General features: G+C 59.4%; 13 protein-coding genes. 8 read left to right on the top strand and 5 right to left on the bottom strand.

Translation table 11 applies throughout. The annotated features are described in order from the left end of the window. Window positions 1-220: 220 nt before the first annotated feature. The 4 genes from GWQ22_RS14690 to apbC form a co-directional block, all read right to left on the bottom strand. Window positions 221-1,693, bottom strand: a complete 1,473-nt coding sequence (locus tag GWQ22_RS14690; RefSeq protein ID WP_212513155.1) for an inorganic phosphate transporter — start codon at window positions 1,691-1,693, stop codon at window positions 221-223. 443 nt (window positions 1,694-2,136) lie between these two features. Beyond that, the gene (dcd, locus tag GWQ22_RS14685) at window positions 2,137-2,718 is read right to left on the bottom strand and encodes a dCTP deaminase (protein ID WP_042037725.1); all 582 of its coding nucleotides are present in this window, start codon (window positions 2,716-2,718) and stop codon (window positions 2,137-2,139) included. Between the two features lie 63 nt (window positions 2,719-2,781). Next, complete coding sequence (gene udk, locus GWQ22_RS14680; RefSeq protein ID WP_042037723.1) at window positions 2,782-3,426, bottom strand: uridine kinase; 645 nt, start codon at window positions 3,424-3,426, stop codon at window positions 2,782-2,784. Window positions 3,427-3,535: 109 nt separating this feature from the next. After that, the gene (apbC, locus tag GWQ22_RS14675) at window positions 3,536-4,618 is read right to left on the bottom strand and encodes an iron-sulfur cluster carrier protein ApbC (RefSeq protein ID WP_275930756.1); all 1,083 of its coding nucleotides are present in this window, start codon (window positions 4,616-4,618) and stop codon (window positions 3,536-3,538) included. Between the two features lie 186 nt (window positions 4,619-4,804). Here apbC and metG point away from each other — a divergent pair, with 186 nt between their 5' ends. Both metG and GWQ22_RS14665 read left to right on the top strand, forming a co-directional pair. After that, window positions 4,805-6,838 carry a methionine--tRNA ligase gene (metG, locus tag GWQ22_RS14670; protein ID WP_275930755.1) on the top strand — a complete coding sequence of 678 codons (2,034 nt, stop codon included), beginning with the start codon at window positions 4,805-4,807 and terminating at the stop codon, window positions 6,836-6,838. 205 nt (window positions 6,839-7,043) lie between these two features. Continuing rightward, window positions 7,044-7,679 (top strand): glutathione S-transferase family protein, encoded by a 636-nt coding sequence (locus GWQ22_RS14665; protein WP_042037718.1) that lies wholly within the window; start codon window positions 7,044-7,046, stop codon window positions 7,677-7,679. A 69-nt stretch (window positions 7,680-7,748) separates the two neighbouring features. Here the strand turns inward: GWQ22_RS14665 and yccX are convergent, their stop codons facing one another. Continuing rightward, window positions 7,749-8,021, bottom strand: a complete 273-nt coding sequence (yccX, locus tag GWQ22_RS14660) for an acylphosphatase (RefSeq protein WP_042037715.1) — start codon at window positions 8,019-8,021, stop codon at window positions 7,749-7,751. 85 nt (window positions 8,022-8,106) lie between these two features. Between yccX and GWQ22_RS14655 the strand changes: the two genes are divergently transcribed. The 6 genes from GWQ22_RS14655 (at window position 8,107) to GWQ22_RS14630 (ending at window position 15,603) form a co-directional block, all read left to right on the top strand. Further along, window positions 8,107-9,537: a methyl-accepting chemotaxis protein gene (locus GWQ22_RS14655; RefSeq protein WP_275930754.1), complete on the top strand. Its 1,431-nt coding sequence runs from the start codon at window positions 8,107-8,109 to the stop codon at window positions 9,535-9,537. Between the two features lie 114 nt (window positions 9,538-9,651). Continuing rightward, complete coding sequence (locus GWQ22_RS14650; protein WP_042037710.1) at window positions 9,652-10,845, top strand: class I SAM-dependent methyltransferase; 1,194 nt, start codon at window positions 9,652-9,654, stop codon at window positions 10,843-10,845. A 342-nt stretch (window positions 10,846-11,187) separates the two neighbouring features. Next, the gene (locus GWQ22_RS14645) at window positions 11,188-12,372 is read left to right on the top strand and encodes an acyltransferase (RefSeq protein WP_275930753.1); all 1,185 of its coding nucleotides are present in this window, start codon (window positions 11,188-11,190) and stop codon (window positions 12,370-12,372) included. A gap of 388 nt (window positions 12,373-12,760) precedes the next feature. Further along, window positions 12,761-13,798 carry a selenide, water dikinase SelD gene (selD, locus tag GWQ22_RS14640; protein ID WP_275930752.1) on the top strand — a complete coding sequence of 346 codons (1,038 nt, stop codon included), beginning with the start codon at window positions 12,761-12,763 and terminating at the stop codon, window positions 13,796-13,798. A gap of 13 nt (window positions 13,799-13,811) precedes the next feature. Continuing rightward, on the top strand, window positions 13,812-14,927 hold the full coding sequence (gene mnmH, locus GWQ22_RS14635) for a tRNA 2-selenouridine(34) synthase MnmH (RefSeq protein ID WP_275930751.1): 1,116 nt from the start codon (window positions 13,812-13,814) through the stop codon (window positions 14,925-14,927). A 31-nt stretch (window positions 14,928-14,958) separates the two neighbouring features. Continuing rightward, window positions 14,959-15,603, top strand: a complete 645-nt coding sequence (locus GWQ22_RS14630) for an MBL fold metallo-hydrolase (RefSeq protein WP_275930750.1) — start codon at window positions 14,959-14,961, stop codon at window positions 15,601-15,603. The last annotated feature ends 103 nt before the right edge of the window (window positions 15,604-15,706 follow it).

Below are 15,706 nucleotides of genomic sequence, written 5' to 3'. Positions count from 1 at the left end.
TCTGGCGCTGCCAAAAATCAACGCGTTCTTGAGTGGTCATAGCGGAAATCCCAACGTAGATACGATGGGTTTCAGTGTGCCGAGGTGATCTCAGTAAAAACAGGTGCTGATTCAGGGGCGCTTACGACCAAACAAGTGCCTTGCACTCCCCCATTTAAATCTGCAGACATGAAAAAAGGGCCCGTAGGCCCTTCGTCAATGTCTGGGATATGCGCTGTTATCAGCCGCCAAACAGGCGGTGGCTGATAAGAAACAGGCCACCAGAGAGCAGCATGGTAAGCGGCAAGGTCAGCACCCAGGCCATCAATATGGTCTTGATGGTCTGGCTCTGCAGGCCTGACTTGTTCGCCACCATGGTCCCCGCTACCGCAGAGGAGAGGATATGGGTGGTGGAGACAGGCATACCGGTCAAACTGGCCACACCGATAGAAGCTGCAGCCGTGATCTGGGCGGCAATGCCCTGGCTGTAAGTCATGCCAGTGGAGCCAATCTTCTCGCCGACTGTGTAGACGATACGACGCCAACCCACCATGGTCCCGCAACCCAGCGCCAGTGCGATGGAGACGATCACCCAGGTCGGTGCATACTCGGCGGTCGCAGTCAGATCCTTGCGCCATTTGGCCAGATCGGTCAACTCCTTGGCCGGCAACGGCAGCTTGGACACCTTGCGGGCGGTGTCGTCAATACACAGCAGCAGGCGACGCACTTCCCGACGATTGGTCAGGTCCATCTCTTCATAGGTGCGCACAGCGCCAAGACGGGCATCCAGCGTTGCCATCGCCTGCAGCACGCCATCGGCGGAGCAGTGGGTCATCAGCTCTTCCTGAGCCGTTGCCGGCGCAGAGAAGTTGATAACACCAGAGAGCGCGGACTGGTTGCGCTGGTAGATCTCCATGATGCGCTGGTTGGCATCCTGAGTGCGATCCAGATCGTAGGAACGGCTGTTCATGTTCAGTGCGAAATAGGCCGGGGCCATGCAGATCAACACCAGCATCACCAGACCAATGCCCTTCTGACCATCGTTGGATCCGTGCACGAAGCTCACCCCCATGGCGGAGGCGACCAGAGTGAGACGGGCCCAGAACGGCGGATGCTTCTTGCCATCCACCAGCAGGCGCTCTTGCGGAGTCTTGTGGATCTTGCTGCCCAGCCAGACTCGCTTCATGGCAAACAACAACAGGGCTGCCACGATAAAACCAACGGTTGGGGAGATGATCAGGGAAAGCATAATGTCGATCGCTTTGGCGACGTTGATACCCTGAGTCAGCGGCTGATGGTTGAGCCAGGCATAGGCACCGCCCACCCCCAGAATGGAACCGATCAGTGTGTGAGAACTGGAGGCCGGAATGCCCAGGAACCAAGTCCCCAGATTCCAGACAATGGCGGAAAACAGCAGGGAGAACACCATGATTAAACCCTGGGTGGAATCCATGCCCAACAGCAAATCAATCGGCAGCAAGTGGACAATGGCATAGGCCACCCCCAGACCACCGAACATGACACCCAAAAAGTTGAAGATCCCCGATGAGACTACCGCCAGGTGAGCCGGCATCGCCTTGGTATAGATAACCGTTGCTACCGCATTGGCGGTATCGTGAAAACCGTTGATGAACTCATAGGCCAACACAAAAAAAACGGCCAATACCAAACCGATTGACCACCACAAACCCAAACCACTAAACATTTCAAACATAAAAACGAACCTGTTTATGAGTTGCGGCGGATTATGCCAGAAGGCTGGTTGTGCCATACCCGCTGTTGAAATATTTCAGTAAGAAAAAAAAAGAGCATTCTATCAAAAAATAACTTAAAGCCAGTCACCACAAGGCTTGTCTGCGATTAATTAAACAGACCCAAGCTGACAAAAAAAGCCCCCAAATGGGGACAATTCATCACAATCTTGCACGGCAACACTGTGTTTAGCTCACCTTAACCGTCAGATTTCGACCGACAGAATCGCGACATCTGTACACCGGGCATGCGAAAGCAAGCCACTCCCCTACCCCTTTACACCCGTCCCATGCTGCCCTGTCGCCCCAATCCGTGCCAAACCCGAAAAAAAAGGGCGCCAATGGCACCCTTCGTTAACACCTTGCCACCGGTTCGGCTGTCGACCGGATCATGCAACACCGCTGGTCAATCCTGATTCATACGGCTGGCAACAGCGCCCTGCTGGCTCTTGTACTTGGCATTTTCCCGCTTGTTATAAGGACGTGCCGCTGCCCCGGAGAGCATCTCGAAGTTCAGTGCGCCTATCTTCATCTTGGGACGCAGCGCCAGCGGCAACTTGCCGCCGTTGTAGAACTCCAGCACGATGCGACCGGACCAACCCGGATCGATCCGGTGTGCGGTGACGTGCACCATCAACCCGAGACGGGCCAGGGAGGAGCGGCCATCCAGCCAACCGACGATGTCGGCCGGCAAAGTAACGGATTCATAAGTTACCGCCAACGCCAGTTGGCCCGGGTGCAGATAGAAGGCTTCCCCATCTGCAATGTGGATCTCGTCGCTCATCACCCGATCGATGGCATCAGCCATCTCGCCGCTCGGGCCGCTCAAGTCGATATAGGGGGCAGTGTGATCGCGAAACACTCTAAACTCGTTGCCCAGCAGTACATCGACGCTGACGCCGCTGATCCGCTCAACACCGGGTCTTGGCTCAATGACGATCTTGCCTTCATCCAGATGGCGTTCAATATCGGTATCACAAAGACGCATTGGGCGACTCTCCTGACAAAATGTTCATTTAAAAAAGCCGGGCATCACCCGGCTTGTTTCATCTCAACCAATCAACATGTGGCGGATACGCGCCTTGAGCATGTCGATGGCGATGCGGTTCTTGCCACCACGGGGTACGATCACGTCCGCGTACTGCTTGGAAGGCTCGATAAACTGCAGGAACATGGGACGTACCGTCTTCTGATACTGCTTAAGCACGGAATCCATGGTACGACCACGCTCTTGCACATCACGCACCAGACGGCGCAGCAGGCAGATATCCAGCGGGGTATCCATGAAGATGGAGGCATCCATCAGATCACGCAAGCGACTGTCGGTCAGCAGCAGGATCCCTTCAAGAATGATCACCTTGCGTGGGGCAAAATGGCTTACTTCTGCCATCCGAGTATGCTCGGAATAGGAATATTGCGGGAGGTCTACCCCTTCCCCCTTGAGCAAAGAGCCAAGATGCTCAACCAGCAAGCTGTGGTCCATTGAGCTGGGATGGTCATAGTTGGTCTTGACCCGCTCTTCCATTGTCAGATGGGATTGATCCTTGTAGTAGCAATCTTCGGAGATGACACCGATTTCCCCCGCGCCCAGTTCGGCCACCAGCTCTTCATAAATGGTTTGGGCTATAAGGCTCTTGCCAGACGCGGATGCGCCAGCAATACCGATGATCACACACGAATGTTGAGTATCAGACATTGAAAATACCTAAAGAGAAGAGCAGTGGGGATTGTTTAAACCGATCCATTATATAAAAAAGGGTGAGCCATGCCCACCCTCAAATCCACCTCAACCACACGACAGCCGATTATTCATCCAGCGCCACCGTATAGAGGGGGGTCGCAATCGGTTTACCGCTGAAATAGAGTTCAGCCCCCACTCGCCGAGCCAGTTTCATATAGGCCTGAGCCAGGCTTCCTTCCGGTGCACCAAACACGGTCGGGCGCCCATCATCCATGTGCTGGCGGATATCAATGTGCAACGGCAGCTGACCAAGCAGTGCCACATGATACTGCTCAGCCATCTTCTGGCCGCCGCCGGTCCCAAACAGGGGCTCGTGATGACCGCAGGCACTGCAGAGGTGATAGCTCATGTTTTCTATGATGCCGAGCACGGGCACATTGACCTTGTTGAACATGGCGACTCCCTTGCGGGCATCCGCCAGCGCCACGTCCTGCGGCGTGGTCACGATCACCGCCGCCGAGGTCGGCACCTGCTGGGCCATGGTGAGCTGGATGTCACCCGTGCCTGGCGGCATGTCCACCACCAGATAATCCACCTCGCCCCAGCGAGTCTCGTGCAGGATCTGGGCCAGTGCCTTGCTCGCCATGGGGCCACGCCAGATGGTGGCGTCCTGCTCATCCACCAGATAGCCGATGCTGTTGCTCTTGAGGCCGCAGGCCATCACGGGCTCCATCAGCTTGCCGTCACGGCTGTTGGGGCGCTCCTTGAGCGTCCCCATCATGGTCGGAATGGAGGGTCCATAGATATCCGCATCCAGAATGGCGACTCGCGCCCCCTCCTTTTGCAACGCCAGCGCCAGGTTGACGGCCGTGGTGGACTTGCCCACCCCGCCCTTGCCGGAGGCGACCACCAGGATGTTGCGGATCCCCTGCACCGCTGCCAGCCCTTGCGCCCGCGGCAAGCTGGCCACCTCGATGTCACACACCCAGTCGATGCGAGTAGCGCCGGTGGCTCCGCGCAGCCGGACATCGAAGTCCTGCTTGATCTGCTCAAACAGGGAACGCCCGGCAAAGGGCAACACCAGCGCAATGGTCAGGCTTTTCCCCTGCAGCGCTGCGCTGCGCACAAACCCGGCCGCAACCAGATCCTTGCCCCACCCTGTCGGTTTAAATTCGGCCAGGATCTGTTTTACTGAATCAATCACCATTAACTCCTCATTATCTTGTCATTATCTTGAGGTGAACGGTTACCGCACACAAATCAGTGGCTTGCCTGCTTGCCAACCAGCGCGAGCACCAGGGCGGACAGCGCCACAACCCTAGGCAGGCTACCCCCAATTCGGGTAACATGCACGGCACTGTATCATCCCAACAAGCACATCAAGAACGACTATATGGCAACTGATCCTCGTACAATGCTGGTAACCTGCGCCCTCCCTTATGCCAATGGCTCCATCCATCTTGGCCACATGCTGGAACACATCCAGGCCGATATCTGGGTTCGTTATCAGCGAATGCGCGGTCATCAGGTGCACTTCATCTGTGCCGATGATGCCCATGGCACCCCGATCATGCTCAAAGCGCAACAGATGGGGATCACCCCGGAAGAGATGATTGCGGCCGTCTCCAAAGAGCACCAGACCGACTTCGCCGGGTTCAACATCAGCTTTGACAACTATCACTCCACCCACAGCGACGAGAACCGCGAGCTGGCGGAGCTGATTTACGGTCGTCTGAAAGACGGTGGCTTTATCAAGGGTCGCACCATCACCCAGCTGTTCGATCCGGAAAAATCCATGTTCCTGCCGGACCGCTTCGTCAAGGGCACCTGCCCCAAGTGCAAGTCTCCGGAGCAATACGGCGACAACTGTGACAGCTGCGGCGCTACCTACAGCCCGACCGAGCTTATCGATCCGAAATCCGCCGTCTCAGGCGCCACGCCAGTCATGAAAGACTCAGAGCACTTCTTCTTCGACCTGCCGCAGTTTGAAACCTGGCTGGCCAGCTGGGTGCGCGGTTCTGGCGCCATTCAGGAAGAGATGGCCAACAAGATGCAGGAGTGGTTCGAGAGCGGCCTGCAGCAGTGGGACATCACCCGCGACGCCCCCTACTTCGGTTTCGAGATCCCGGGTGCTCCGGGTAAGTTCTTCTACGTCTGGCTGGATGCCCCCATCGGCTACATGGCGTCGTTCAAGAACCTCTGTAACAAGCGCGGCGACATCGACTTTGACAGCTACTGGAACAAAGACTCCAGCGCCGAGCTCTACCACTTCATCGGTAAAGACATCGCCTACTTCCACTGCCTGTTCTGGCCAGCCATGCTGGAAGGTGCCAACTTCCGCAAGCCGACCAAGGTCAACGTGCACGGCTATGTGACCGTCAACGGCGCCAAGATGTCCAAATCCAAGGGCACCTTCATCAAGGCATCCACTTATCTGAACCACCTGGATCCGGAGTGCCTGCGTTACTACTACGCCGCCAAGCTCAACAGCCGCATCGACGATCTGGACTTGAACCTGGATGACTTCGTGGCGCGGGTCAACGCCGACGTGGTCAACAAGCTGGTCAACCTCGCCTCCCGCAACGCCGGCTTCATCGCCAAGCGTTTCGACGGCAAACTGGCCGCCACCTGTGCCGAGCCCGAGCTTTATGCCGAGTTCGCCAATGCCAGCGCCTCCATCAGCGAGGCCTATGAAGCGCGCGAGTTCAGCCGTGCCATCCGCGAGATCATGGCGCTGGCCGACAAGGCTAACCGCTATGTGGATGAGAAGGCGCCCTGGGTACTGGCCAAGCAAGAAGGGGCAGACGCCGAGCTGCAAGCGGTCTGCTCGGTCGGTATCAACCTGTTCCGTGTGCTGATGGCCTACCTCAAGCCGGTCATGCCGCTGTTGGCCGAACGTGCCGAAGCCTTCCTGGGTGAAACCCTCACTTGGGATGGTGTGGCACTGCCACTGACCAACCATCAGCTGACTCCGTTCAAGGCACTCTTCTCCCGCATCGAGCCCGCCAAGATTGAAGCCATGATAGAGGCCTCCAAGGAGGACCTTGCCAAGGAGCAAGCCCCCAAGATCACCGGCCCGCTGGCAGACGACCCCATCAGCGAGACCATCTCTTTTGATGATTTCGCCAAGCTTGACCTGCGGGTCGCACTGATCAAGAAGGCCGAAGCGGTACCGGAGGCCGACAAGCTGCTCAAGCTGCAACTGGATCTGGGCGGTGAAACCCGTCAGGTATTCGCCGGCATCAAATCTGCCTACAACCCGGAAGATCTGGAAGGCAAGCTGACCGTGATGGTGGCCAACCTGGCGCCGCGCAAGATGCGCTTTGGCATGTCCGAAGGCATGGTGCTGGCCGCAGGCCCGGGCGGCAAGGATCTCTGGATCCTGGAGCCGCAGGAAGGCGCTCAGCCAGGCATGCGCGTCAAATAAGCACGCTTGCTCACCCCCCATGAGAAGAGAGGCCATTTGGCCTCTCTTTTTTGATCCCCCTTTTTACACGGCATTTTACACGGCATGGCAGCGGCCTCCCATCGCCACCACTCCCATATCGGCTTGTTGCCGCCACGCAATTTGCCTAGACTGCCTGTTCACTTCGGGCCGCACATCGGCCCCCTCCATCAGGCAAGGAGCAAGCATGATCACCTTATACGGAACCCCTGTCAGTCGAGCCCTGCGCATCTCTTGGTTACTGGAAGAGTTGGGCGTGGCGTGGCAATTTCAGTTTCTCGATTTCGCCAAGGGCGAGAATCGCAGCGACTGGTTTCTGGCGCTGAACCCGAGCGGCAAGATGCCGGTGCTCAAAGATGGGGATTTTGTGCTGACCGAATCTGCCGCCATCATGCAGTACCTGGCAGAAAACTATGGTGCAGATTGGCTGCCAGCCAGAGGAACGCAGGCATCGGCGCTGCATGCCCAGTGGGTCAGCTTCATCACCTGTGAGCTGGAGCAACCCTTGTGGACCATCGGCAAGCACAAGTTTGCACTGCCCGAACCACAGCGCCTGCCGGCCATCTTCCCCACCGCCAAGTGGGAGTTTGACAAGGCGGCAGCCATCGCCGAGTCCTGGGTGCCGGCGCACGGCTACCTGCTGGGCGAGCAGATCACCCTGGCGGATCTTCTGCTGGCCCATACCCTGATGTGGGCAACCCGCTTCGAGCAGACCATTCCATCCAAGCTGGCCGCCTATCGGGATCGTCTGGCCAAACGCCCGGCTCTGCAGGCCGTGCTGGCAAAGACCCAGGCCATCGCCGACGCAGCCCAGGCCAGCTGACGCCAACATGTGCAAACGGGAGCCCCGATGGCTCCCGTTTTCATGCGTGACATGGCGGTTTCGCTGCGCTCAATTGGTATGAAAGCCACTCCCTTTGGGCGGCGGCGCCTCCGTATACTCCATCCGGGTCACTTCGGCGGTGCGCGGCCCGTGTTCCAGCCAGCCCAGCATCATCTGCACCCTGTGCTCGGGCCCACAGATCAGGATCTCCACCGACCCGTCCTCCAGGTTATAGGCGTGGCCGCGCAGCCCCAGTTGCAGCGCCTGTTCTCGGGTGAAGTAGCGAAATCCTACCCCTTGCACCTGACCCCAGACTCGTACGACAAACGATTGCTCTCTCATTTCTCACACCTTCCCCTTAAGAAATTCTCCCCCAAGGCGATAATGAGCGCGACACTCTCTTCCCCTTGCAGGACGCAATGCCATTATGAAAGAAGTAAAATTCCGGTGGGTTGACCGTTATCTCATTCACCTCACGATCAGCGAAAAATTTCTCATCACCTTCTGGTGCCCTTTGTTGTTCATCGCCTTGCTCACCGGGTACCTGCTGGCTGACGGTCATGATCAGCAGATGCAGATCCGGCTGGATCAACTCAAACAACGGGTCGAGACCAGCGCCCAATTGGTAAGCCAGCAAGCCACCCTCACCCTGCCCGCCGATCTCACCATCAGCCCGACCGGCAGTGCCGGCCTGAGCCAGCAGGGCGACAACTACCGTTTCAGCGCCAGCGCAGGCCAGGCCGGTTTCGTGACCGGCAGCCTGGATGCCGGTCGCTACTCCATGTGGGAAGGACAAGGTACCACCCTCACCATCATCGCCGTGCTGGCGGCCTTGCTGGCCCTCATCACCCACTATCTGATGACCTTTGTCTCCGGTGCCCTCTACTCCACCAACAAGGCGCTGCAGACAGTGGCTGACGGGGATCTCACCTTCCGCCTCAATTTCTTCCCGGTGCGGGACGAGTTCTCCATCCTCGCGGGCAGCATAGACAGATTCACCGACCGCCAGCACAAGATAGTACAACTGGTGGAGGAGTCTGCCGAGGCGCTCACCATGGCCGCCGACGAGTTTCGCGATCACGCCAGCGAAGGGGAAACCATGGCCCGCTCCCAGCGCCAGCACATGGACTCCCTGGCCGCCGCCATGGAGCAGATGTCGGCCGCCATCCGCGAAGTGGCGCGCAACGCCAACGACACCCTGCAACAGACCCGTCAGTCGAGCGAAGAGGCGGCCAATGGCGCCGCCCGGGTATCCCTTACCATCGCCACTATCCGCACCCTGGCCGACGAGATTGGCAATGCCTCCGGCGCGGTAGAGCGGCTGACCGACAACGCCAACCGGATCAACGAGGTGGTCAACGTCATCAACGCCATCTCCCAGCAGACCAACCTGCTGGCGCTCAACGCCGCCATCGAGGCGGCACGGGCCGGTGAGCAGGGACGCGGCTTTGCGGTGGTGGCCGACGAGGTGCGTACCCTCGCTAGCCGCACCCAGCAGGCCACCGTCGAGATCCAGCAGATGATCGAAGAGCTGCAGACCGGTACCGGTGCCCTCAACGACATCATGGAGAAAACCGTTGACCGCGCTGCCAGCAGCCAGGCGCTGATCAGCGAAGTAGGGCTCGACATCGACAAGCTCAGCCATCACAGCGATGCAGTGCTGGAGATGAGTACCCAGATCGCCACCTCCAGCGAAGAGCAGAGTTCGGTCGCCGAGGAGATCACCCGCAACCTGGACCAGGTGCGCCACGAAGCGGGTCAGGTGGAGGAATCCGCCAGCGCTTCGGTGGCCGGCACTGCCGGTCTCAAAGGCACGGCAACCGAGCTGGCCCAAGCATTGAAGGGGATCAAGAGCTGATCTGAGCCCGATGCCAGATCAGACAAGCCGGGCTCTCTTGCCAAGGTTGTTTGAGTTTTACCAGCGGGCCACATAGAATGTGGCCCCTTTTCTTTTTACCATCGGCAAACACCCATGAGCGTTTTCATCTATCTCGTCAAAGGCCGCGAAAAATCCCTGCTGCGCCGTCACCCCTGGATCTTCTCCAAGGGGATTGAGCGGGTTGAAGGTAACCCCGTTGACGGCGATACCGTCGAGATTTACGCCAACGATGGCAAATGGCTCGCCCGTGGTGCCTGGTCAGGCAGCTCCCAGATCCGTGCCCGGGTCTGGACCTTCAATAAAGAAGAGACAATCGATCTCGACTTCTTTATCCGCCGCCTCAAATATGCGCAGGAGTCTCGCGATCCGCTGATCAAGCGTCAGGGTCTCACCGGCTATCGCCTGTGCGCCGCCGAATCTGACGGCCTGCCGGGTCTGACCATCGACCGTTATGCCGATTTTCTGGTGTGCCAGATCCTCTCCGCCGGTGCCGAGTTCCAGCGTGAGCTGATCACCCAGGCGCTGCGTACCCTCTACCCAGAGTGCAACATCTATGAGCGCTCCGACGTAGCAGTACGTAAAAAAGAGGGGCTTAAAGAGCGCACCGGTGTCATCCATGGCGAAGCCCCGACCGAACCGGTCGTGATCGAAGAGAACGGCGGCGTGAAGATCCTGGTGGATATTCGCAACGGCCACAAAACCGGCTTCTATCTGGATCAGCGCGACAACCGTCAGGCGGTCTCCAAGTACACCGAAGGCAAACGTGTCCTTAACTGCTTCAGCTACACCGGTGGTTTTGGCATTTATGCCCTCAAGGGTGGTGCCAAAGAGGTGGTCAACGTCGATCTCTCCCAGAATGCACTGGATATCGCTCGCCAGAATGCCGAGCTCAACGGGCTCGATATCAGCAACACCCAGTTCGTCCGCCACGATGTGTTCAAGCTGCTGCGTGAATACCGCGAAAAGGGCGAGAAGTTCGATGTCATCGTGCTGGATCCACCCAAGTTTGCCGAGAGCAAGGCCCAGCTGCTGGGTGCCTGCCGCGGCTACAAGGACATCAACATGTTGGCGTTCCAACTGCTGGCGCCGGGTGGTGTGCTCTTGACCTACTCCTGCTCTGGCTTGATGGAGCAGAGCCTGTTCCAGAAGATAGTGGCCGATGCGGCGCTCGATGCCGGTCGCGATGCCCAGATCCTGGAGCTGTTGTCACAAGCCTCCGATCACCCCATCGGCACCGCCTATCCGGAAGGTTTCTACCTCAAGGGTCTGGTGGTGCGCGCCCGCTGATCGGCCGTCATCTTCCCTTGTGATCAATCAGGCCCCTTGCGGGCCTGATTGTTTTGCGTCGCTGTGTATAGACCTGAGCCTGAAACTCGCCCCCCATCCCGATGACCACCCTCTCCGCCCTGCTCCTCTTTCCCTACCTGCTCTCCACTGTTTCTCTGTTTAACTTTTTTGCACAATCCCTGCACATTTATGACTTAAATCACACCCGTATGAATCTCCTTTTTTGTAGTGTGATCCCGCCTGCGGCAGCCAAGCCGGGGCCGCCGCCCCGTCAGGATTGATGGGCGGCACAACAACAAAAAACGATGTCAGGCCAAGCTGAACATCACAAGGGATCCCGATATGAATCAATCATTGCCGCTGTTAACGCCGCTGCGGGGCATCGCTGCCCTGATGGTGGTGCTGTTCCATACCCGATTAGTGCTCTTTCCCCAGTGGATGGAGTCGATCGCAGGCCACACGCAACTCATCGAGAACGGCTACCTCTGGGTCGATCTGTTCTTTATTTTGAGCGGACTGGTGCTGGCCCACGTCTACGGGGAGGCCTTCACCCGCACGCCCCGCACCGTGGGCTATGGCCGCTTTCTCTGGCTGCGGCTGACCCGCGTCTACCCTCTCTACTTTATGACCCTGGTGCTGCTGGTTGGCTGGGAGCTTTACAAGGCGCAGCACGGGGTGGGCTTCTATGCAGGCCCGCTGTTCAAGATGTGGGAGTGGGAAGGGATGCCCCCCTTCGGCTCCCCCTTCACCCCGGCCGAGGCACTGCCCAGCGCCTTCCTGCTGCTACAGGTGGTGACGGATCACGGACTGACCTGGAACTTCGCCGCCTGGTCCCTGAGCGTGGAGTGGATAAGCTACCTGTTGTTCCCGCTGCTTATTCCGCTCGCGGTATCCCGCAGTCGCTGGAGCCATCTCGCGCCCCTGTTGGCGCTGACGGTGCTGGCGTTTATCGTGCACAGTCGCGGCACCCTGGATGTCACCAGCGGGGCGCTGGCGGTGGGGCGTGGGGTGAGTGAATTTGTACTCGGGCTCTGGCTACTGCCCAGGGTAAAAGCCGCACAACGCTTGCCCATGATGCAATGGGATCTGCCGCTGCTGATCGCCTTTGTGCTGCCCTTCGCGCTGATGCAGTTCGCCATGACGCCGCAACTGACCTTGCTGCTGATCGGTGCCTACGTGCTGCTAATCTGGATTGCCGCCGCACAGGGGGCGCGCCAGAGTCCGCTGCTGCGCCTGCTGGACAACCGCTTCACCAACTGGCTGGGGGATCTCTCCTACTCCATCTACCTGCTGCATGCGCTGGTATTGCTCACGGGTTGCGAACTGATCCACTATCTGGCGCCGGAGCTCACCGCGTGGTGGTATGCCCAGACCCACCCGCTGTTGGGCGTGGTGGCGACCTTGCTGATGCTGGCGGTGCTGATCGGGCTATCTTCTTTAAGTTACAACCTGCTGGAGCGGCCACTGCAACGGCGTCTGCGCCGCTGGGGCAAGGCTCGCCAGCCGGTGATGGAGCAAGCCGGGTAAGGTCCGCCGCCCAAACATGGCCCCGAAGCGAGACAGGCTCAGCCTCATCGGGACAACACAGGGGGATATGCCTCACGGCCAGCGTATGGCGAAGGCTGTCCCCTCTCTCATTTTTCCCGCCAATCCCCTGCGCTTTGTATGAATTCCAGTTCGAACCAGAGAGGGCATTTGTGGCATAATGCCCCGTCCTGTGGCCCTTGGCGGGGCTGCGCTGGCGCACCTTGTCGCCCTTTGTTCCCCGTCCGGCCTGGCGGCCTTCCATAACTGCCAGTCATCGCTGCCGCTGTTGGCACCGAGGCCACCCATATTTGCGGCTTCTTGTCTTCCTCTCTACAAGGCCGCCCATTGACCAAGACGGCTCCACAGAGCCTCTGCATAAGGGGTAAGTATGTCTTCCATTCGTCTGACCCAATACAGCCACGGCGCTGGCTGCGGCTGCAAAATCTCTCCCAAGGTACTCGACACCATCCTCAAGAGCCAGATCCCGGGCTTCAACGACCCGACCCTGGTAGTTGGCAACAGCAGCAAGGATGACGCGGCCGTGGTCGATATCGGCAACGGTCAGGGTATCGTCTCCACCACCGACTTCTTCATGCCCATCGTCGACGATCCCTTCACCTTTGGCCGCATCGCCGCCACTAACGCCATCAGCGACATCTACGCCATGGGCGGCAAACCCATCGTCGCCATCGCCATCCTCGGCTGGCCCATCAATACCTTGGCGCCGGAAGTGGCTCAACAGGTGATCGACGGCGGCCGTCAGGTGTGCCACGAAGCGGGCATATCCTTGGCGGGCGGCCACAGCATCGACGCGCCCGAGCCCATCTTCGGCCTCGCCGTGACCGGCATAGTGTCGCTCGATGCCATCAAGCAGAACGATACCGCCAAGGTGGGCGACATCCTCTACCTGACCAAGCCCCTTGGCATTGGCATCCTCACCACCGCCCAGAAGAAAGGCAAGCTCAAACCCGAACACGAGCAGCTGGCCCCCAACGCCATGTGCACCCTCAACAAGATTGGCCAGCGCTTTGCCGAACTACAGGGCGTGCACGCCATGACGGACGTGACCGGATTTGGCCTGGCGGGTCACCTGCTGGAGATGTGCGAAGGCTCCAAAGTTAGCGCCCGCCTCGACTTCAAGGCGCTGCCGCTACTGGACGAGGTGGATTACTACCTCTCCGAGGGCTGCGTACCGGGCGGTACCCTGCGCAACCACGACTCCTACGGCCACAAGCTGGATGCCATGGATGATCGCACCCGCAACATCATGTGCGATCCGCAAACCAGCGGTGGTCTGCTGGTCGCCGTGGGCAAGGAGAGCGAAGCCGAGCTGCTCGCCATCACGCGGGAAGCGGGCCTTGCGCTCTCGCCCATCGGCCAGATCAAGCCCCTTGAGGGCACCCGCTTTATCGAGATTGTCCAATGAGTGAGATAGCCCAATGAGTGAATTGCCGCTGGCCACTGACTACGCCCAGATTTTTTTAGGCGATGTGCCCTTGATTGATGTGCGCGCCCCCATCGAGTTCAAGGAGGGGGCCTTCCCCTGCTCGACCAGTCTGCCGCTGATGACAGACGATGAGCGCGCCCAAGTGGGGACCTGCTTCAAGAAGCAAGGGCAGGATGCCGCCATTGCGCTTGGTCACACCCTGGTGGGGGGAGCGGTACGCGCCGAGCGAGTCGAAGGCTGGCTGGCGCAGTTGCGCCAGCAGCCCGAGGCATTGATCTATTGCTTTCGCGGTGGCCTGCGCTCACAAACCGTTCAACAGTGGCTGGCTGATGCCGGGATCACCCGTCCCCGGGTCGCCGGTGGCTACAAGGAGCTGCGCCGTTTCCTGATTGATACTCTGGACAGCGCGGCAGCGCAGTGCCACTGGAGCGTGCTGACCGGCATGACCGGCTCCGGCAAGACCCATATGCTGGGCCATGTGGCCCAGGCGCTCGACCTGGAAGGCCATGCCCGCCACAGGGGCTCATCGTTTGGCCAGCTGCCCGGCGGCCAGCCCAGCAACATCAACTTTGAAAACAACATGGCCATCGAGCTGCTCAAGCGCCGCCACAAGGGTGAACAGGCCTTCGTGGTGGAGGATGAGAGCCGCCTGATCGGTCGCTGCTGCCTGCCTAACACGCTGTTCGATGCCATGTGCAAGGCCCCGCTGGTGGTGGTGGATGTGCCGCAGTGCGAGCGCGCCGAGCAGATCCGCGAAGATTACGTGCACGATCTCTGGCTGCGCTATCAAGAGATGTATGGCAATGAAGCGGGATGGCCGCTGTTTGCCGCCTACCTCACCGATGCACTGGCTCGTCTCAAGCGTCGCCTCGGCGATCAGGCTCACCGCGAGCTGGATGCGCTGATGCAGACCGCCCTCACCGAGCAGGCCAACAGCGGCTCGACCGAGCCGCATCTGGCCTGGATCACCCTGCTGCTGACCCGCTACTACGACCCCATGTATCTCTACCAGCTTGGCAACAAGCAGGAGCGCATCGTGTTCCGGGGTGACAAGCAGGCCTGTCTCGACTACTTCGCCGAGCAGCGCACCAACGCGCAACAAGGCTGACCTCATCCCCTTTCCAACAAGAGGACCCCACATGTTGACATTCGAGGTGATCCCGGTCACCCAGTTCGCCCAGAACTGCTCCCTTATCTGGTGTGATGAAACCCGTCAGGCGGCGTTGATCGACCCGGGTGGCGAAGCGGACAAACTGCTGGCCGCCATCGCCAAGCGCGGCCTGACCCTGACCCACATACTGCTGACCCACGGTCATCTGGATCACGTGGGCGCGGCGGCTGAGCTTAGGGAGAAGACCGGCGTGACCATCACCGGGCCCCACAAAGAAGACGCCTTCTGGCTCGACATGCTGCCCCAGCAGAGCCAGATGTTCGGCTTCACCCATACCCCCGCCTTCGCCCCCGACCAGTGGCTCGCGCAGGGTGACAAGGTGACGCTGGGCAACTGCGAGCTGGAGGTCCATTTCTGCCCCGGCCACACCCCGGGCCATATCGTGCTGCTGAGCCAGGCCGAAAAACTTGCCTGGGTTGGCGATGTGCTCTTTGCTGGCAGCATTGGCCGTACCGACTTCCCCCGGGGCGATCACGCCACCCTGATTAAGTCGATCACCGAGACCCTGCTGCCGCTGGGTGACGAGATCGTCTTTATTCCGGGCCACGGCCCCAGTTCCACCTTCGGTCGTGAGAAGGCAAGCAACCCCTACCTGACCCAGCCTCTCTGGTAACGGACGCAGAGGGCCAGCCACGCAAAAAAGAGGGCAACCCCGGGGTTGCCCTCTTTTTCATGGTTTGCTGCGCGCTGCATCAAACGCCAGACAGCAAAAAGCC

The sequence above is a fragment of the Aeromonas sp. 1HA1 genome, assembly GCF_029237385.1.
GTDB classification, from domain to species: Bacteria; Pseudomonadota; Gammaproteobacteria; order Enterobacterales; family Aeromonadaceae; genus Aeromonas; species Aeromonas popoffii.
This window is presented reverse-complemented; position numbering and strand designations above follow the sequence as displayed.